Below are 17619 nucleotides of genomic sequence, written 5' to 3'. Positions count from 1 at the left end.
ATTTCCACGTCTGCTTCGCCAAAAGGCTCGGCACGATGCGTCTGCGTTCCCCGTACACCCTTTTCGCCTGTGCCGCGCTGCTCGCGGGCGCCGGCGCCCTTGCCCAGATCGAGGGCAGCCGCGGCGTCGCGCCCATCGACAGCGCGGGCAATTACGAGGTGTCGGGCGTCAGCGTCGACGTCGCCGCGAAGACGGCGGAGGCGGCGCGGCTCGGCGGCTGGCGGCTCGCGCAGCGCAAGGCCTGGGTCCAGTTGTCGCAGCGGCTCGGTGCCGGCGGCGGCCTGGTGTCGGACGGGACGCTCGATCAACTTGTGTCGGGCATCGTGGTCGAGAACGAGCAGATCGGCCCGACGCGCTATATCGCGAAGCTGGGGGTGCTGTTCGATCGCACGCGCGCGGCGGGGTTGCTGGGCGTCAGTGCCTATGCCGACCGTTCTCGGCCGATGCTGGTCGTCCCGCTGATGGTGTCCGGCGGCGTCGAGACCGCGTTCGAGCAGCCGAGCGCGTGGCAGGCGGCCTGGGCGCGGTTCCGCACCGGCAACAGTGCCATCGACTATATCCGGCCGTCCGGCAGCGGCGCCGATTCGCTGCTGCTGAACGCCGGGCAGATCGCGCGGCCGGGCCGCGGCTGGTGGCGGACGATCATCGACCAATATGGCGCGTCCGACGTGCTGATTCCGGTCGTCCGGCTGTACCGGACCTATCCCGGTGGCCCGATCATCGGGGTGTTCCAGGCACGCCATGGCCCCGACAACCGCTTCCTGGGCAGCTTCACGCTGCGCGTGGGCAGCGCCGCCGGTCTCGCGCAGTTGCTCGATGCAGGCGTGACGCGCCTCGACGCGCTCTACCAGCGGGCGCTGCGCGGCGGTGATCTCAGTCCCGACACCAGCCTGTCGCCCCCGCCAGCGCCGGAGCCGGTGGTCGCGCCCGAGGATACCGAGGCCAGCGGCGAGACGCTGGCGGAGATCGTGGGCGATACCGCCTCCGCCTCGGCCGGCATTCCCATCGTCGTCCAGGCCGATACGCCCAGTGCCAGCTCGGTCGCCAATATCGAGGGGCTGCTGCGCGGCATAGCCGGCGTCCGCGCGGCGACGACGACCAGCCTCGCGCTGGGCGGCGTGTCGCTGGTGCGCGTGACCTATGACGGCGATCCGGCGGCGTTGCGCGCGGCGCTTGAGGTGCGCGGCTATCAGGTGACCGGTTCGGGACAGACCCTGCGCATCCGCCGTGCGCCGCAGCTTCAGCTGCCCAATCTTCCCCCTGACACGCAACCCGCCGGATGACGCAGCTCGCGCTTCCGCTCGGCTGGCCGGCCGACCCCCGCGACGATGCTTTCCTGGTCACGCCGTCCAACGCCCGCGCCGCGCACACGCTCGAACATTGGGCGGCGTGGCCGGTCATGGCCGCGGTACTGACCGGGCCGCGCAAGTCCGGGCGCAGCCTGCTCGCGCGGATCTTCGCGGCCAAGAGCGGCGGCGCGATCATAGACGACGCGGAAAGCGTCGCGGAGTCCCTGATCTTCCACGCCTGGAATCGCGCGCAGGCGGAGCGGCGGCCGCTCGTCATCGTCGCCGACGCCCTGCCTCCTGCCTGGGCGGTGTCGCTACCCGATCTGCGCTCGCGGCTTGCCGCCAGCCCGCATGCGGCGATCGACGCGCCCGACGACGCGCTGGTCCGCGACCTGCTGGCCCACATGTTCGACCGGCGTGGTCTCGACGCCCGGCCGGACCTGATCGACTGGCTGGCGACGCGGATCGAGCGTAGCCACGTCGCGATCGAGCGGACGGTCGACGCGCTCGACCAGGCCGCGCTGGAGCATCGCCGGCGACTGTCGATCCCGCTCGCCCGCGGCGTGCTCGGGCAGGCAGGGATCGTCACGCAACCGCAATCGTTGCTACCTACCGACGACGCATGACCAAGCCAGCACATCTCGCCCATCTTTCCGATGCCGACGACGATCCCTTCGTCCCGGAGGTCAACGACCGCTATTTCAATCGGGAACTGTCGTGGCTGGCGTTCAACCGGCGGGTACTCGACGAGGCGTGCAATCCGGCGCATCCGCTGCTCGAACGGCTGCGCTTCCTGTCGATCTCCGGCTCGAACCTCGACGAATTCTTCATGGTCCGCGTGGCTGGGCTGAAGGGACAGCAGCTCAAGGAGGTCGACCGCCGCTCCACCGACGGACTCACCGCGGGACAGCAGCTGGCGGCGATCAACGAACAGGCCGACGCGTTGATGGCGGACCAGCAGGCGGTGTGGGGCGACCTGCGCACGCAGCTCGATGCCGCCAATCTTCACGTCCTGCGCCGCGACGAAGTCGACAGCGACGCCGCGGCCTGGCTCGAACAGCATTTCCGCGAACAGATCTTCCCGATCCTGACGCCGCAGGCGCTCGACCCGGCTCATCCCTTTCCGTTCATCCCCAACAAGGGGCTGTCGGTGATGTTCGACCTCGTCCGCCAGTCGGATCGCGAGCCGGTGCGCGAACTGGTGATGATCCCGGCGAGCGCGCGCCGCTTCGTTCGCCTGCCCGGCGAACCGGCGCGCTACGTGTCGATCGAGGCGATCCTGAAGCGCTTCGCCGCGCTCGTCTTCCCTGGCTATGACATCAACGGCGCCGCCGCCTTCCGCGTGCTGCGCGACAGCGACATCGAGATCGACGAGGAGGCGGAGGATCTCGTCCGCTACTTCGCCAATGCGATCAAGCGCCGCCGCCGCGGCCGCGTCATCCGCCTGGAGCTGGAGACGGGCATGCCCGACGCGCTCGCGGAAGTGTTGCGCGACGAGCTTGGCGGCGACGCGATCGTCACCGAGAGCGGCAATCTGCTCGGGATCGGCGACTTGGATGCGGTGATCGACGAGGACCGGCCCGACCTCAAGTTCCTGCCCTTCGTACCGCGCTTTCCTGAGCGGATCCGCGAATTCGGCGGCGACTGTTTCGCCGCGATCCGGTCCAAGGACATCATCGTCCACCATCCCTATGAGACGTTCGACGTCGTGCTCGCCTTCCTCAAGCAGGCGGCGCAGGACCCTGACGTCATCGCGATCAAGCAGACGCTCTATCGCGCGGGCAAGCAGTCCGCCGTCATCAACGCGCTGATCGCCGCCGCGGAGGCAGGCAAGTCGGTCACCGCCGTTGTCGAGCTGCGCGCCCGGTTCGACGAGGAACAGAACATCCTGTGGGCGAGCGCGCTGGAGCGCGCCGGCGTGCAGGTCGTCTATGGCTTCCTCGAGTGGAAGACGCACGCCAAGGTGTCGATGATCGTGCGGCGCGAGAACGGCCAGTTCCGCACCTACTGCCATTTCGGCACGGGCAATTACCATCCCGTGACCGCGCGCATCTACACCGATCTGTCGTTCTTCACCGCCGATCCGCGCATCGGCCGCGACGCCGCGCAGATGTTCAACTACGTCACCGGCTATGTCGAGCCTACCGACATCGCCAAGCTCAGCCTCTCGCCGCGCGACCTGCGCCGCCGCCTGCTCGAACTGATCGACGAGGAAATCGCCACCGCGCGCGCGGGCGGCTGCGGCATGATCTGGGCGAAGATGAACAGTCTCGTCGACCCGGCGATCATCGACAAATTGTACGAGGCGAGCAACGCCGGCGTGCAGATCGAACTGGTGCTGCGCGGCATCTGCTGCCTGCGCCCCGGCGTCGCGGGCATGTCGGAGAATATCCGCGTCAAGTCCGTCGTCGGCCGCTTCCTGGAGCACAGCCGCATCTTCTGCTTCGGCAACGGCGCGGCGCTCCCCAACGACGAGGCGAAGGTGTTCATCTCGTCGGCGGACTGGATGCCGCGCAATCTCGATCGCCGCGTCGAGTACATGCTGCCGATCGAGAATCCGACGGTGCACGACCAGGTGCTGGACCAGGTCATGGTCGCCAACCTGCTCGACACCGAGCAGAGCTGGGAGCTGCAACCCGACGGCCGCTACATCCGCGACGTGCCGGGGGAAAAGCCCTTCAACCTCCACCGCTATTTCATGACCAACCCGTCGCTGTCGGGCCGTGGCCAGGCGCTCTCCGAAAGCGGCGCGGTACCGACGCTGTCGCTGCGGCGGAGGCAGCCGTCCTGACCCGATCCTATCCCCGTACCGCGATCATCGACATCGGCTCCAACTCGGTGCGGCTTGTCGTCTACCAGGGGCATCCGCGGGTGCCCGCCGCCCTGTTCAACGAAAAGGTGATGGCCGGCCTGGGGCGCAGCCTGTCGGCGACGGGGGCGATCGATGCCGGCGCGATGGCGCTGGCGACGGGCGCGCTGGCGCGCTTCGCGGCGGTGGCGCGCGAGATGGAGGCGAAGACCCGCACCGTCGCGACCGCGGCCGTGCGCGATGCGTCGAACGGCCGCGACCTCATCGCCGCGGCGGCCGATCTCGGCCTGACCGTCGAGCTGCTGTCGGGCGAGCAGGAGGCGACCGCCGCCGGCATGGGCGTTCTGTCCGCCATCCCCGAGGCCGATGGCATCGTTGGCGACCTGGGCGGCGGCAGTCTGGAACTCGTCCGCGTCGTCGCTGGCACGGTGACCGACCGCATCTCCTTCCCGCTGGGCGTGCTCCGCATCGCCGCGTTGCGCGAACAGCGCGGCAGCGGTTTCGACCGGCAGGTGACCCGCATGATCCGCGAGGCGGGCTGGACCGGGCGGGGCAGGGGTCTGCCGCTCTACATGGTCGGCGGCTCGTGGCGGGCGCTGGCGCGGCTCGACATGAGCCTGACGCATTATCCGCTGCCCATCATCCACGGCTATGCGCTCGCGCCGGAAACCGTCGGGCGGCTCGGGCGCAGCATCGCGCATCTCTCGCGACAGCGTCTGCGCGCGGTGCCCGGTATGTCAGCCGCCCGCGCCGCCGCGCTCGGCGACGCGACCGCACTGCTGGGCGTGGTGATGCGCGAACTGGGCAGCAGCGAGGGCGTCGCCTCCACCTTCGGGCTGCGCGAGGGACTGCTCTATGCCGCGCTCGACGCGAAGACGCGCGCGCTCGATCCGCTGATCGTCGGCGCGCGCGAGGAAGGGCGCCTGCTCGGCCGCTTTCCGGAGCATGGCGACCTGCTCGCGACCTGGATCGCGCCGCTGTTCGCCGACGAGACGCCGCATCTCGCGCGCCTGCGCCACGCCGCCTGCCTGCTCGCGGACGTCGGCTGGCACGCCAATCCCGAGTTTCGCGACGAGCGCGGGTTCGAGATCGCGCTGCACGGCAATTGGGTCGGCATCGATGCCGCCGAGCGCGCGATGCTCGCGCAGGCGCTCCATACCAGCTTCGGCGGCGCGACCACGCCGCATCCGCTGCTGCTCGGCCTCGCGACCGGCGCGCAGCTTGCCGCGGCGATCACATGGGGGCTGGCGATGCGCTTCGGTCAGCGGTTCAGCGCCGGCCTCGCGGGGCCGCTGCAGCGCGGCGCGCTGACGGTGACGCCGCGCGACCTCACGCTGACGCTGTCGCGCGCGGACGCCCCGCTTTATGCGGAAATGGTGGAACGCCGCCACGCGGCGCTGGCGACGGCGATGAAGCGCAAGCCCGCCTGCGCGATCCAGCCCGACTGATCAGCCGCAGCGCAGCCCGTCGATCCGCCCGTCGTCGTTGAGGTGGATATCGATGCGCTCGGGCCGGAAATCCATCGTCGCGGGCACGCCGTCGCGCAGGATGCGCGCGACCGGGGCGTTGGCGTCGCGCTGGATCGCCCGGCGCAGGCGTTCGCGGAATTTCATGCCGGCATAGCGTTGGTGCATGTCCTGCGTGACGCGGCAGGGGCCGGTCAGCGGCGCCTCGATCATCGTCGCGCAGCCCGCCAGCGCCAGCGCGCTCACCGTCGCCCCGATCGTTCCTGCCTTCATGCCGCCTCCTCCGCGCGCGTCATCGCCAGCTTGCCGCCCTTGACCGCGAAGCCGAGCCGCCCCTCGACGAGGTCGAGCGCGTCACGCCCGAACTGGTCGTAGCGCCAGCCCTGCAGCATCGGCAGGCCGGTCCGGACGCCCGCCGCGAGCATCTCCAGCTCGTCCGACCGGGCGAGCAGGCGCGATGCGACGTCGATGTCGCGCGCCCGTATCTTCAGCAGGAGCTTGAGCAGGTCGGCGACCAGCGCCCCGTCCTTGCCCAGCCCCGGCTTGCGATCGTCGCGCGGCGGCATCTCGTCGGCGGACAGCGGCTTCGCCTCCTCGAGCGCGGCCATCAGCCGGCCGCCGATATCGTTCGACGCCCAGGTCGCCGACAGGCCGCGCACCTTGGCGAGGTCCGCCTGCCGCCGCGGCGGATGACCCGCGATATCGCCCAGCGTCTCGTCCTTGACGATGCGGCCGCGCGGCAGGTCCTTCGCCTGCGCCTCCAGCTCCCGCCAGCGCGCCAGCGCCTTCAGCCGGCCGAGCACGTCGGGTTTGCGACCCGATATACGCACGCGCTTCCACGCGCTGTCGGGATCATTGGCATAATTGGCGGGATCGGCGAGCCGCTCCATCTCCTGGTCCAGCCACGCGCCACGCCCGGTCTTCTTCAGGCGTTCGAGCATCTTGGGGAAGATCCGCGACAGATGCGTCACGTCGCCGATCGCATATTCGATCTGGCGCGCGTCCAGCGGCCGCCTGGCCCAGTCGGTGAAGCGCGCGCCCTTGTCGATGCTGATCCCGAGCCAGCTGTCGACCAGGTTCGAATAGCCGATCTGTTCGCCCTGGCCCAGCGCCATCGCCGCCACCTGCGTGTCGAACAGCGGATGCGGCGTCTTGCCGGTCAGGTTGTAGATGATCTCGATGTCCTGGCCCCCGGCATGGAAGACCTTGAGCACGTCCTGGTTGTCGGTGAGCAGCGCGAGCAGCGGCGACAGGTCCAGCCCCGGCGCCATCGGATCGATCGCCGCCGCCTCGTTGGTATCGGCGATCTGGATCAGGCAGAGTTCGGGGTAATAGGTACTCTCGCGCATGAATTCGGTATCGACCGTGACGAAGTCTGCATCGGCGAGGCGGCTGCAAAGATTGGCGAGGGTCGCGCTGTCGGTAATCAACGGGTGGATGTGCATTCGACCTCTCATAGACCGCGACCGCGGGTTGACAAAGAGGGGATGGACGGGGGAGGGCGCGCCCATCGATAAAACGTCATCCCCGTACGGTTCGCCGTGACGGAAGAGTTTTTGGAACCTGACTATGCACGCCTATCGTACCCACACCTGCGCCGCGCTCGGTGCCTCGGCCGTCGGCGAGACCGTCCGCCTGTCGGGCTGGGTCCATCGCAAGCGCGATCACGGCGGCGTGCTGTTCGTCGACCTGCGCGACCATTACGGCATCACCCAGATCGTCGCCGACAGCGACTCGCCAGCGCTGCCGATCCTGGAGCAGGTCCGCGTCGAATCGGTGGTGACGATCGACGGCAGCGTGAAGGCGCGGTCGGCCGGCACCGTGAACCCCACTCTCGCCACCGGCGAGATCGAGGTGTTCGCCCGTGCCGCGACCGTGCTGTCCGCCGCCGACGAGCTGCCCATGCCAGTCGCCGGCGAGCAGGAGTATCCGGAGGACATCCGCCTGCGCTATCGCTTCCTCGACCTGCGCCGCGAGACTCTGCACGCCAATATCGTGCGCCGGACGAAGGTGATCGCCGACATGCGCCGCCGCATGGAGGCCGCCGGCTTCACCGAATATTCGACGCCGATCCTCACCGCCTCCTCGCCCGAGGGCGCGCGCGACTTCCTCGTGCCCAGCCGCATCCACCCCGGAAAATTCTATGCGCTGCCGCAGGCGCCGCAGCAGTACAAGCAGCTGCTGATGGTCGCCGGCTTCGACCGCTATTTCCAGATCGCGCCCTGCTTCCGCGACGAGGATCCGCGCGCCGACCGCCTGCCGGGCGAATTCTACCAGCTCGACCTCGAGATGAGCTTCGTCACCCAGGAAGAGGTGTGGGAGACGATGGAGCCGGTGATCGGCGGCATCTTCGAAGCCTTCGCCGACGGCCGCAGCGTGACGCCGACCGGCCAGTTCCCGCGCATCCCCTATGACGAAGCGATGCTGAAATACGGCAGCGACAAGCCCGACCTGCGCAACCCGCTGATCATCACCGACGTCTCGGCGCATTTCACCCAGTCCGGCTTCGGCCTGTTCGAAAAGATCGTCGGCTCCGGCGGCGTCGTCCGCGCCATCCCCGCGCCGGGCACCGCGGACAAGAGCCGCAAGTTCTTCGACGACATGAACGAATGGGCGCGCGGCGAAGGGCATGCCGGCCTTGGCTACGTCACCCGCAAGGGCGGCGAGTTCGGTGGTCCGATCGCCAAGAACCACGGCCCGGAGAAGATGGAGGCGCTGTACGCGGCGCTGGGCCTCGGGCCCGACGATGGCCTGTTCTTCGCGGCGGGCAAGGCGGAGGCGGCGGCCAAGCTCGCCGGCGCCGCGCGCACCCGCGTCGCCGACCAGCTCGGCCTGATCGAGCAGGGCGCCTTCCGCCTGTGCTGGATCGTCGACTTCCCCTTCTACGAATGGGACGAGGAATCGAAGTCGGTTGAGTTCGCGCACAACCCCTTCTCGATGCCGCAGGGCGGCCTCGCGGCGCTGGAGGGGCAGGACCCGCTCACCATCAAGGCGTTCCAGTACGACCTCGTCTGCAACGGCTTCGAGATCGCCTCGGGTTCGATCCGCAACCAGAGCCCCGAGCTGATGGTCAAGGCGTTCGAGCTCGTCGGCCTGTCCAAGGCGGACGTCGAGGAGCGGTTCGGCGGCCTCTACCGCGCCTTCCAGTACGGCGCCCCGCCGCACGGCGGCATGGCGGCGGGCGTCGACCGCATCGTCATGCTGATCTGCGGCGCGCAGAACCTGCGCGAGATCACGCTCTTCCCGATGAACCAGCGCGCAGAGGACCTGCTGATGGGGGCGCCCAGCCCCGCGGCGCCGAAGCAGCTGCGCGAACTGGCGATCCGCTCCACCGTGCCGGTCGAGCCGGCACCGGGCGTGACCGCGACCGTGGCACCAAGCGCGGGCTGATCTTCGGCCGGTCGGCGAGCCGCGTCCTTCGCCATGCTGGACCAGATCCGGCATGGAGGCTGCAACGCCGCGCGAGACGCGGGCGGGCCGGCGCTTCGCGCGCGTCGCCCGCAAGCCTCGGGCCCGATGGCCCGTGATCGTTCAAGTCGGCGGACGCTCTCGGTCGGCCCGTGCGGCCGGCTGGGGTCGGCGTAGCGCCTGTCCGTCTGTCTCTCGACCAGGCCAAACGGCGGGCGTATCGTCGGCGGCATCCGTGGGGAGAAGGGGACGATCCGTGGGGGCATGGGGCGCGCTGATCATGAGCTTCTTCGGAGCCGTGTTCGCTTCGTTGACGCTATATTGGCAGTGGCATGTGTCCGGGGCCCCTTTGGCTTTACCCTTTTTGGCATTCGCGCTGATCGGCGCCGCCGCAAGCTACGTGATCCGCATTCCCGGCGAAGGCATGAAGCCGTCACCGAAGGAAGAACACGCGATCATGTGGAGCAGCATCGGCGAAGGCGTCGGCCTTTTCCTCGTCGCCAACATCGTCATCAATCTGCATCGGCCCGACCTCCTGTTGCCTTCGATGGCGCTGGTTGTCGGCCTGCACTTTCTCCCGATCGCTTTGGTTGCCGGATTTCGCCCGTACTTCGTCCTCGGAATGGCGCTGATTGCCGCGGCGATCATGGGCTTCTTCGTCGGAGCGCCGACGGGCGGCCGGCTGACCGGCTTCATGGCCGCCGGTGCGCTCTGGCTCGCGTCCGGTATCGCGGTTCGACGCGACTGGCTGGCAAAGCGGCGAACCGTAGCGACGGTCTGACCATTCCCGCGTCACCACCGCATGCGGGACGGTCGCCGAGCGCGGACAGGCATATCCGGCCCCTCGCGACGACGCGGCCATGCCGCGCGCACGGACATCGGCAGCGCCACCGCTTTGATCCGTTTCGGATCTAACCTCGGTTTCCTATACGGCGCGCTCATGATAGCGTCGCCTAGCTTATCGGTGTTCCTGCGGCTCTTTGACATCGTTCGCGGATCACGAGCTTCGGCGGCACGCCGTGGCGCAAGGCGAAAGGGTGCGACTTTTGTGACCTTTCGCCGGCGCGCTAAACTCGTGCCTGCTGCATTCTAACTTTTCGGGCCGACGGGCGGTCGGCCGCCTCAATCGTTCCCGCTGACCCAGTCGCCGAACCCGCCCAGTACCGAGCCCTCGCCGCGATTGCCGCCGCGGCCATTCGCCGCCGCGAGCATTCGCCCGGCGAGTCGCGAGAAGGGCAGCGACTGGATCCACACCGTGCCCGGCCCACGCAGCCGCGCGAAGAACAGGCCTTCGCCGCCGAACAGCGCGCTGCGCACGCCGCCCACGGTGACGAGGTCGAAGTCGACCGTGGCGGTCATCGCCGCGAGGCACCCGGTATCGACGTGCAGTTCCTCGCCCGGCGCGAGCGTGCGTTCGACCACGGTGCCACCCATGTGGACGAAGACCCAGCCGTCGCCGGTCAGCGACTGCATGATGAAGCCTTCGCCGCCGAACAGGCCGGTCAGCACGCGGCGCTGGAAATAGATGCCGAGCTGCACGCCCTTCGCCGCGGCGAGGAAGGCGTCCTTCTGGCAGATCAGCTGGCCGCCGACGTCGGACAGGCGGATCGGCATGATCGATCCCGGCGTCGGTGCGCCGAACGCGACGCGCGCCTTGCCCCGGCCCTCGTGCGTGAACACGGTGGTGAACAGGCTCTCTCCCGTCACCAGCCTTTTGCCCGCTCCGAGCAATGCCCCCATGAAGCCGCCGCCCTGCGCGCCGCTGCCGTCGCCGAAGACGGTGGTCATCGCGACGTCAGCGTCCTTCCACACCATCGCGCCGGCCTCTGCCACCGCGCTTTCGCCGGGATCGAGCTCGATCTCGAGGAACTGCAGCTCCTCGCCCTTGATCTCGAAATCGATGTCGTCGGCCTGGCTGGAACGTCGCATCGGCTGCCACGGGCTCTCATAGGGCATGATCGTCTCCCCAAGGGTGCGTTGCACGTATAATGCACCGAAACCGGGGATGGGAAGGGAAAACGGCCTTTCGCCTGATCGTTAACCATGTCACTACCCCGCCGGGGTAGACGCGGGGGACGATGCTGGACGATCAACTGCTTCCCCGGGCCGCGCGGCCGTTGGTGCGCAGCCTGGGCGTGACAGGCGTGCTGTTCCTGACGCTGTCGGTCGCTACCCCCGCATCGTCCGTCTTCGTCATCGTGCCGGGCATGCTCCAGGTCGCCGGCACAGGCGCGATCTGGGCGATGGTGCTCGCGGGGATCGTCTGCGTGGCGACGGCCTTCGTCTATGCCGAATTGTCGAGCGCCTGGCCGGTTGCGGGTGGTGAATATGTCGCCGTCGCCCGGACGCTGGGGCCGCTTGCCGGCTTCGTGATGCTGGGCGTCAACGTCTTCAACAACCTGTTCTTCCCGCCCGTTGCCGCGCTCGGCATCAGCGCGGTGCTGTCGACCGTCTGTCCCGGCCTGCCCACGGTGCCGATCGCGGTCGCCGTCGTCGCCGCGTCGACGCTGGTCGCGGTGCTGCAGATACGGGTCAACGCCTGGGTCACGGGTATCTTCCTGCTGGGCGAGGTCCTCGCCCTGGTCGCCGTCACCGCGCTCGGGCTGATCGACGTCGCGCGGCCGCTGGCGGCGATGCTGGCGGCACCCGTGATGCCGGCCGGTGGCGCGCTCGTGCCGGCGAGCGCCGCCTCGATCGGCCTGGCCACGTCGATCGCCATATTCGCGCTCAACGGCTATGGCGCCGCGGTCTATTTCGGCGAGGAGATGAAGGAGCCGTCCCGCCTCATCGCCAGGGCGATCCTCGCCAGCCTGGCGCTGACCCTGGCGTTCGAGATCGCGCCGACGGTGGCGTTGCTGATGGGCGCACGCGATCTGCACGCGACCGTCACCGCCGGCGATCCGTTCGGCTTGGCCGCCCGTCTGCGGGCAGGGGGCTGGATGGCGGATGCGATCGCGATCGGCGTCGTCGTCGCGATCGTCAATGCGATCATCGCCTGCATTCTCGCCTGCGCGCGCTTCTTCTACGGCACCGCACGCGACGGCAGCTGGGGGCGCCCGCTGGATGCGTGGATGGCGATGATCCATCCGCGTTTCGGTTCGCCCTGGGTCGCGACGCTGATCGTCGGCGGGGTCGGGGTCGGCTGCTGCTTCCTACCGTTGACGCTGCTGCTGGTCCTCAGCGGAACGGGGCTGGTCGCGATCTACGCGGGCATCGCCGTCGCGGCGATCGTTGGCCGGCGGACGGGGGCGACCGGGCATGCCGCTTATCGCATGCCGCTCTATCCGCTCGCGCCGGTCGCGACGCTGATCGCGCTGGGATATGTCACCTGGACGAGCTGGCTCGACCTCGACGAGGGGCGACCCGGCCTGATCATGACTGCGCTGCAGATCCTCGGCTCCGCGGCCTATTACTGGTTCGTGCTGCGTCGCCGCGGGGATTGGCGCGTTCACGTGCCGGAGGTGACGGATGATAGACCTGAACGACTATGAGAGCAGCCGCCACTACAAGGGTGATTATGGCGGCGATCTCAAGGCGCTGCAGAAACGGCTCGAACATATCCTGGTCGCGCATATCGTCCAGGGGCGCGCCGCGGTTGTCATGCTCGAAGGGTGGGATGCCGCGGGCAAGGGCGGGATCATCGAGCGGCTCACCCAGCGCTGGGACCAGCGGCGCTACGAGGTCTTTCCGATCGCCGCGCCGACCGACGAAGAGAAGCGCCACGACTTCCTCTGGCGGTTCCGCCAGCATCTGCCGGCGCCGGGCAATATCAGCGTCTTCGACCGCAGCTGGTATGGCCGCGTGCTGGTCGAACGCGTCGAGGGCTATGCGACCGAAGAGGAATGGCGACGGGCCTATGACGAGATCAACCGCTTCGAGGCGGAGCTGATCGAAGGCGGCACAGCGCTGGTCAAGCTGTTCGTGCACGTCAGCCAGAAGGAGCAGGACAAAAGGCTGAAGGCGCGGCTCGAAGACCCCTGGAAGCGCTGGAAGACCGGCCTCGACGATTACCGCAATCGCGCGCGGCGCGGGCCGTATCTCACCGCGATGCACGACATGTTCGCGCGGACTGACACCGGCGGGGCACCCTGGACGGTCATTGCCGGCGACGACAAGAAATCGGCGCGGATCGCGGCGCTGACGGCTGTCGCCGATGCGCTGGAGCAGCATGTCGACATGACCCCGCCGCCGCTCGACCCGGAACTGGAACGCGTCGCCAGAGAGGCGCTGGGTCTGCGCTAGACCTGCGCAACCGGCTATCCGACGGCTCCGGGCCCGTCACCGCGCCGGCACGGCTTGGGTGACGGGTCCGGGCCGGGCATCATGCCGCGGCGAAGCGGCCCTGGTCGTCCATGACGTGCAGGACGCCATCGGCGATCGCGAAATAGGCCCCACGCAGCGCCAGCTTGCCTGCGTCCTCGCGCTCCTTGACGAACGGGAAGGTACGCAGGTTGGCAAGGCTGACGCGTACCGCCTCATGCTCCATCGCCCGCGTCGCCTCGGGACCGTCGAGATTTTCCGCGCGCACCTTCTCACGCGCCTTGTCGAGCAGACCGACCCATTGCGCGATGAAGCCACCGTCGCCTGGCGCATGGCCGTCGAACGCGCCGGACAGCGACGCCGCGCACCCGCCGCAGGAGGCATGGCCCATGACAACGACCTCCGGCACCTCCAGCTGGGTCACGGCAAATTCGAGCGCTGCGGACACGCCATGGCGACCACCGCCGACCTCGTAGGGCGGAACAAGGTTGGCAACGTTGCGAACCACAAAGATCTCGCCCGGCGAGACGTCGAAGATCTGCGCCGGATCGACGCGGCTGTCGGAGCAGGCGATCACCATGACCTTGGGGCTTTGGCCATCCTTCAGCTCGTCCCACCGCTCGCGCTGCTGCGCCCAGCCGGTGTCGCGAAAGCGATGGTAGCCCTGGATCATGTCGGCAAAATCGGTCACGTTCGTCTCCCAAGCTCGTATTGCCGCGCAAACGCGCGTCGGGCCTTTGCGGTCCCATAGCAACGCTTCGTGGCCTACGCGTTGTTTCCGGCGGCCACAGGCGCTATCTCGCGCCCATGACCGAGATGATGCAGGTGGCCCGCCCCGAGCGGCAGCGCAAGCCCGACTGGATCCGAGTGAAGGCGCCGACCAGCGCGGGGTTTGCCGCGACGCGCGAACTGATGCGCTCGAAGAGCCTTACGACGGTGTGCGAGGAGGCGGCGTGCCCGAATATCGGGGAATGCTGGTCCAAGAAGCATGCCACGGTGATGATCCTCGGCGATACGTGCACGCGCGCCTGCGCCTTCTGCAACGTCAAGACGGGGATGCCGCGCGCGGTCGACCCCATGGAACCGCAGAATGTCGCCGATGCCGCCGCGCAGATGGGGCTCGAGCATATCGTTGTCACCTCCGTCGATCGCGACGACCTTCCCGATGGCGGGGCCAAGCAGTTCGTCAAGGTGATCGAAGCCATCCGCCGCTCGAACCCCACGACGACGATCGAGATCCTGACACCCGATTTCCGCAACAAGCACGAGGCCGCGGTCGAGGCGATCGTCGCGGCGCGCCCGGACGTCTACAACCACAATCTGGAGACCGTCCCGCGGCTCTATCCGACGATCCGGCCGGGCGCCCGCTATTATGCATCGCTCCGGCTGCTGGAGAGCGTCAAGAAGCTCGACCCCTCGATCTTCACCAAGTCGGGGATCATGCTCGGGCTGGGCGAGGAGCGGCTGGAGGTCCACCAGGTCATGGACGACATGCGCTCCGCCGACATCGACTTCCTGACCATGGGTCAATATCTGCAGCCGACCCCGCGCCACGCGAAGGTCGCGGAGTTCGTCAATCCGAAGGCCTTTGCCGCTTATGCGTCGATCGCCCGGGCAAAGGGATTCCTGCTGGTCGCGTCTTCGCCGCTGACCCGTTCGAGCTATCACGCCGGCGACGATTTCGCGAAGATGAAGGCCGCGCGCGCGGCGAAGTTGGCGGGGACGCAGCCGGTTCATGCCCAAGCATAGTGAGACGCGCCGGCTCCCCTATACGCCGGAACAGATGTTTGATCTCGTCGCCGACGTGAAGCACTATCCGGAATTTCTGCCCTGGGTCAGCGCGATGCGCGTGCGTCAGGACAGTGATACGGCGACGCTCGCCGACATGATCGTCGGCTTCAAGGGGCTGCGCGAGACCTTCACGTCAAAGGTCGAGAAGGAGCGCCCCGGCCGTATCCATGTCGAATATATCGACGGGCCGCTGAAGTATCTCCACAATGACTGGCGTTTCCGGCCCGACGGGGAGGGATGCGCCGTCGACTTCGTCGTCGACTTCGCCTTCAAGAACCGCGTGTTCGAAATGCTGGCGGGCCAGGTCTTCGGCATGGCGCTTCGCAAGATGATCGGCGCGTTCGAGGAGCGCGCTGCGCAGCTCTACGGTAGCAACAGGTCGAGCGCGACCAGCGCGGCCTGAAGGCGCACGCCGCCGCGCCCCAGATCACCGAACGCCTTCATGTCCGCGTGGACGTCGGCCGGATCGGCGCCTTTCTCGGCGCGCGCGAAGATGACGGTGCCGACCGGCTTCTTCGCCGATCCCCCGCCGGGGCCCGCGACGCCGGTGATCGCTACGGCCACGTCCGCCCCGCTTTGCGCCAGGGCGCCCTGCGCCATCGCCCAGGCGGTCGCGATCGACACCGCACCGAACGTGTCCAGCACGTCCGCGTTGACCTTCAGCAGCGCACGCTTCGCGTCGTTCGAATAGGTGACGAAGCCCGCGCCGAGCACGTCGGAGGATCCGGGTATCTCCGTGAGCGCCGCGGCGACGAGGCCTCCGGTGCAGCTTTCCGCGACGCTGACCATCCGTCCCGCGGCGCGGTTTGCCTCGATGACTTTCGTCGCCGCCGCGACGAGTTCGGCTGGCAGCACGCTGTCGATCATCGCGCGCTTCCTGCGCAAAGCGGCAGGTCGGGCACGGCGCTGTCCTTGCCCTTCGCCTTTTCGGCCTTCAAATAGCCGAGCGTCGTGACGATCACGCCAGCGGCATTCTGCGGCGGGAGCGGGGACAATTGCGTTACCAGTCGATCGATGGTGCCGCAATCCGCGGGGTTGATCCTCCCGACCAGCAACGGCGCCAGCGCGGCGGTGAGCAACGGTCGGGCATAGTCGGACTGAAGCAGGCCATCGATCAGCGGGTCGCTGAGCTTGACGATCGCCGCGCGGGCGTTTGGCCACGCGCGTTCCGCCGCATCCTTGTAGCGTGCGAGGAAGGGACCGTCGCTCTGCCGAAGCAGGCTCGACGTCGGCAGCCGCGTCGCGCATACGACGCCCGTCTGCTCGAGGATGGTCGGAAGCGCGACGAGCGTCACCGCCTCGGCTTCCGGCGCGGTGAGACAGCGGCTTTGTGCCTGAACCGGCTGCGCGAGCAGCAGCATTGCGGCGGAGAGGGACAGCGCAGTCTTCATCGCGGTTGCTCCGGAAGCCGGATCGTCGCCACGGCCTGTGCGGCGATACCCTCGCCGCGCCCGGTGAAACCGAGCCTCTCCGTCGTTGTAGCCTTCACGCTGACGCGCGCCTCAGGCAGGTCGAGCAGCGCGGCGATCCGTGCCCGCATCGCGGAACGGTGCGGACCGATCTTGGGGGATTCGCAGATCAGGGTCAGGTCGACGAAGTCGACGCGACCGCCGGCATCCGCCACCAGAGCGGCGGCATGGCGGAGAAATTGACCGGACTCGGCGCCTTTCCATTGCGGATCGCTGGGCGGGAAATGTGTGCCGATATCGCCCGCGGCGATCGTGCCGAGCAATGCATCGGTGATCGCGTGCAGCGCGACGTCGGCGTCGCTGTGGCCCGACAGGCCCTTGTCATGCGGGATGAGGACGCCGCCCAGCCACAGTTCCTCCCCTTCTTCGAGACGATGGACGTCGAATCCGGAGGCGCTACGTGTTTCCCATGCCACCCTTTTCTCGGCGGCAGCGAAGTCTTCGGGATGCGTGACCTTGTCGAGCATCGGATCGCCCTGCACCAGAACGACGCGTCCGCCAAGCCGCCGCACCATCTGGGCGTCGTCGGTCGCCTCCTCGCCGTCCGGCCATTGGCGGTGGGCGGACCGCAAAGCTTCTAGGGCGAAGCCCTGCGGCGTCTGCACGCGTGACAACCCGTCACGCGACACCACTGCGCCGTCGCGCACCAAAGTGTCGGCGACGGCGAGCACGGGATAGGCGCCATCGGCTCGGTCCAGCGCCGAGACGACGCGGTCGATGACGGCCGCGGGTACGAAAGGACGGGCTGCGTCGTGTACGAGGACGCGCTCGCCCTCGATCGCCGCCAGCCCCAGCGCGACCGACTCACGACGGCTTTGCCCTCCCGTCACCATGCGAACGTCGCCAAGCGCGTCCCGAGCCTGCGCCTCCGCGCCCGGCGCGACCACGACGACGACCGAATCGACCGCCGGATGATTGGCGAATGCCTCATAGGCATGGGACACCAATGCCTTGCCAGCGACTTTGGCGAATTGCTTCGGTGTCGCACCGCCGGCTCGCGTGCCGGAGCCCGCCGCCAGGATCAGCGCAGTCGTTCGTGGTCGATCGTTCATCGGCGCAGCCCTAACTCCGGTCGTCGCACCTTGCCAGCGCACTGCCGAAGCGGTACGGCCTGCCTGATTTTTAGG

17 protein-coding genes are annotated in these 17619 nt (G+C 68.4%); 10 read left to right on the top strand and 7 right to left on the bottom strand.

Features of this window, described 5'->3' with window-relative positions; all coding sequences use genetic code 11:
* Positions 1-35: 35 nt before the first annotated feature.
* Genes RF701_RS03465 through RF701_RS03450 form a run of 4 tightly spaced genes read left to right on the top strand, consistent with a single transcriptional unit; the run spans position 36 to position 5546 of the window.
* Positions 36-1283: a heavy metal-associated domain-containing protein gene (locus RF701_RS03465; RefSeq protein WP_287978393.1), complete on the top strand. Its 1248-nt coding sequence runs from the start codon at positions 36-38 to the stop codon at positions 1281-1283.
* Positions 1280-1915, top strand: coding sequence for a chromosomal replication initiator DnaA (locus RF701_RS03460; protein WP_308814094.1), 636 nt, complete (start codon positions 1280-1282; stop codon positions 1913-1915). The genes RF701_RS03465 and RF701_RS03460 overlap by 4 nt, the downstream gene beginning before the upstream one ends.
* Positions 1912-4080, top strand: coding sequence for an RNA degradosome polyphosphate kinase (locus RF701_RS03455; RefSeq protein ID WP_308814093.1), 2169 nt, complete (start codon positions 1912-1914; stop codon positions 4078-4080). The genes RF701_RS03460 and RF701_RS03455 overlap by 4 nt, the downstream gene beginning before the upstream one ends.
* Complete coding sequence (locus RF701_RS03450) at positions 4077-5546, top strand: Ppx/GppA family phosphatase (RefSeq protein WP_288938773.1); 1470 nt, start codon at positions 4077-4079, stop codon at positions 5544-5546. Before RF701_RS03455 ends, RF701_RS03450 begins: the two co-directional genes overlap by 4 nt.
* On the opposite strand, the gene RF701_RS03445 is transcribed toward RF701_RS03450, so the two are convergent.
* Together RF701_RS03445 and rnd are read right to left on the bottom strand one after the other, a co-directional pair.
* Positions 5547-5837, bottom strand: a complete 291-nt coding sequence (locus RF701_RS03445) for an I78 family peptidase inhibitor (RefSeq protein ID WP_308814092.1) — start codon at positions 5835-5837, stop codon at positions 5547-5549.
* The gene (gene rnd / locus RF701_RS03440; RefSeq protein ID WP_210358596.1) at positions 5834-7009 is read right to left on the bottom strand and encodes a ribonuclease D; all 1176 of its coding nucleotides are present in this window, start codon (positions 7007-7009) and stop codon (positions 5834-5836) included. The genes RF701_RS03445 and rnd overlap by 4 nt, the downstream gene beginning before the upstream one ends.
* A gap of 124 nt (positions 7010-7133) precedes the next feature.
* On the opposite strand from rnd, the gene aspS reads away from it, so the two are divergent.
* Together aspS and RF701_RS03430 are read left to right on the top strand one after the other, a co-directional pair.
* A complete protein-coding gene (gene aspS / locus RF701_RS03435; RefSeq protein ID WP_308814091.1) occupies positions 7134-8954 on the top strand; it encodes an aspartate--tRNA ligase in 1821 nt (606 codons plus the stop codon).
* A gap of 298 nt (positions 8955-9252) precedes the next feature.
* Positions 9253-9753, top strand: a complete 501-nt coding sequence (locus RF701_RS03430; protein WP_308814090.1) for a hypothetical protein — start codon at positions 9253-9255, stop codon at positions 9751-9753.
* A 341-nt stretch (positions 9754-10094) separates the two neighbouring features.
* Here RF701_RS03430 and RF701_RS03425 read toward each other — a convergent pair whose 3' ends face one another.
* On the bottom strand, positions 10095-10928 hold the full coding sequence (locus tag RF701_RS03425) for a TIGR00266 family protein (RefSeq protein WP_308815607.1): 834 nt from the start codon (positions 10926-10928) through the stop codon (positions 10095-10097).
* Between the two features lie 122 nt (positions 10929-11050).
* Between RF701_RS03425 and RF701_RS03420 the strand changes: the two genes are divergently transcribed.
* Both RF701_RS03420 and RF701_RS03415 read left to right on the top strand, forming a co-directional pair.
* Positions 11051-12463 carry an APC family permease gene (locus RF701_RS03420; RefSeq protein ID WP_308814089.1) on the top strand — a complete coding sequence of 471 codons (1413 nt, stop codon included), beginning with the start codon at positions 11051-11053 and terminating at the stop codon, positions 12461-12463.
* On the top strand, positions 12441-13214 hold the full coding sequence (locus tag RF701_RS03415) for a polyphosphate kinase (RefSeq protein WP_308814088.1): 774 nt from the start codon (positions 12441-12443) through the stop codon (positions 13212-13214). Before RF701_RS03420 ends, RF701_RS03415 begins: the two co-directional genes overlap by 23 nt.
* Positions 13215-13293: 79 nt before the next feature.
* On the opposite strand, the gene RF701_RS03410 is transcribed toward RF701_RS03415, so the two are convergent.
* Complete coding sequence (locus tag RF701_RS03410; protein ID WP_308814087.1) at positions 13294-13923, bottom strand: carbonic anhydrase; 630 nt, start codon at positions 13921-13923, stop codon at positions 13294-13296.
* Positions 13924-14039: 116 nt separating this feature from the next.
* Here RF701_RS03410 and lipA point away from each other — a divergent pair, with 116 nt between their 5' ends.
* Positions 14040-14981 (top strand): lipoyl synthase, encoded by a 942-nt coding sequence (lipA, locus tag RF701_RS03405; RefSeq protein WP_308814086.1) that lies wholly within the window; start codon positions 14040-14042, stop codon positions 14979-14981.
* Positions 14968-15426, top strand: a complete 459-nt coding sequence (locus RF701_RS03400; protein WP_210358602.1) for a type II toxin-antitoxin system RatA family toxin — start codon at positions 14968-14970, stop codon at positions 15424-15426. The genes lipA and RF701_RS03400 overlap by 14 nt, the downstream gene beginning before the upstream one ends.
* Here RF701_RS03400 and RF701_RS03395 read toward each other — a convergent pair.
* From RF701_RS03395 to RF701_RS03385, 3 genes are read right to left on the bottom strand one after another with little or no spacing between them, the layout of a single operon-like run.
* The gene (locus tag RF701_RS03395; RefSeq protein WP_203309950.1) at positions 15387-15890 is read right to left on the bottom strand and encodes a CinA family protein; all 504 of its coding nucleotides are present in this window, start codon (positions 15888-15890) and stop codon (positions 15387-15389) included. The two genes, RF701_RS03400 and RF701_RS03395, sit on opposite strands and share 40 nt — an antisense overlap.
* The gene (locus RF701_RS03390; RefSeq protein WP_308814085.1) at positions 15887-16414 is read right to left on the bottom strand and encodes a hypothetical protein; all 528 of its coding nucleotides are present in this window, start codon (positions 16412-16414) and stop codon (positions 15887-15889) included. The genes RF701_RS03395 and RF701_RS03390 overlap by 4 nt, the downstream gene beginning before the upstream one ends.
* Positions 16411-17544, bottom strand: a complete 1134-nt coding sequence (locus tag RF701_RS03385) for a bifunctional 2-C-methyl-D-erythritol 4-phosphate cytidylyltransferase/2-C-methyl-D-erythritol 2,4-cyclodiphosphate synthase (protein WP_308814084.1) — start codon at positions 17542-17544, stop codon at positions 16411-16413. The genes RF701_RS03390 and RF701_RS03385 overlap by 4 nt, the downstream gene beginning before the upstream one ends.
* Positions 17545-17619: the final 75 nt, after the last annotated feature.

The sequence above is a fragment of the Sphingomonas sp. GV3 genome (genome assembly GCF_031082075.1).
Lineage (GTDB): Bacteria > Pseudomonadota > Alphaproteobacteria > Sphingomonadales > Sphingomonadaceae > Sphingomonas > Sphingomonas beigongshangi.
Note: the sequence above shows the minus strand (reverse complement) of the source record. Positions and strands in the feature narration are given on the sequence as shown.

What these genes read in the sequence shown, in the direction of transcription:
- RF701_RS03385 (WP_308814084.1), bottom strand. Translation starts at nt 17,544, where the DNA reads ATGAACGATCGACCACGAACGACTGCGCTGATCCTGGCGGCGGGCTCC.
- RF701_RS03430 (WP_308814090.1), top strand. Translation starts at nt 9,253, where the DNA reads ATGAGCTTCTTCGGAGCCGTGTTCGCTTCGTTGACGCTATATTGGCAG.
- lipA (WP_308814086.1), top strand. Translation starts at nt 14,040, where the DNA reads ATGACCGAGATGATGCAGGTGGCCCGCCCCGAGCGGCAGCGCAAGCCC.
- rnd (WP_210358596.1), bottom strand. Translation starts at nt 7,009, where the DNA reads ATGCACATCCACCCGTTGATTACCGACAGCGCGACCCTCGCCAATCTT.
- RF701_RS03445 (WP_308814092.1), bottom strand. Translation starts at nt 5,837, where the DNA reads ATGAAGGCAGGAACGATCGGGGCGACGGTGAGCGCGCTGGCGCTGGCG.
- RF701_RS03415 (WP_308814088.1), top strand. Translation starts at nt 12,441, where the DNA reads ATGATAGACCTGAACGACTATGAGAGCAGCCGCCACTACAAGGGTGAT.
- RF701_RS03465 (WP_287978393.1), top strand. Translation starts at nt 36, where the DNA reads ATGCGTCTGCGTTCCCCGTACACCCTTTTCGCCTGTGCCGCGCTGCTC.
- RF701_RS03390 (WP_308814085.1), bottom strand. Translation starts at nt 16,414, where the DNA reads ATGAAGACTGCGCTGTCCCTCTCCGCCGCAATGCTGCTGCTCGCGCAG.
- RF701_RS03400 (WP_210358602.1), top strand. Translation starts at nt 14,968, where the DNA reads ATGCCCAAGCATAGTGAGACGCGCCGGCTCCCCTATACGCCGGAACAG.
- RF701_RS03425 (WP_308815607.1), bottom strand. Translation starts at nt 10,928, where the DNA reads ATGCCCTATGAGAGCCCGTGGCAGCCGATGCGACGTTCCAGCCAGGCC.
- RF701_RS03455 (WP_308814093.1), top strand. Translation starts at nt 1,912, where the DNA reads ATGACCAAGCCAGCACATCTCGCCCATCTTTCCGATGCCGACGACGAT.
- RF701_RS03460 (WP_308814094.1), top strand. Translation starts at nt 1,280, where the DNA reads ATGACGCAGCTCGCGCTTCCGCTCGGCTGGCCGGCCGACCCCCGCGAC.
- RF701_RS03420 (WP_308814089.1), top strand. Translation starts at nt 11,051, where the DNA reads ATGCTGGACGATCAACTGCTTCCCCGGGCCGCGCGGCCGTTGGTGCGC.
- RF701_RS03395 (WP_203309950.1), bottom strand. Translation starts at nt 15,890, where the DNA reads ATGATCGACAGCGTGCTGCCAGCCGAACTCGTCGCGGCGGCGACGAAA.
- aspS (WP_308814091.1), top strand. Translation starts at nt 7,134, where the DNA reads ATGCACGCCTATCGTACCCACACCTGCGCCGCGCTCGGTGCCTCGGCC.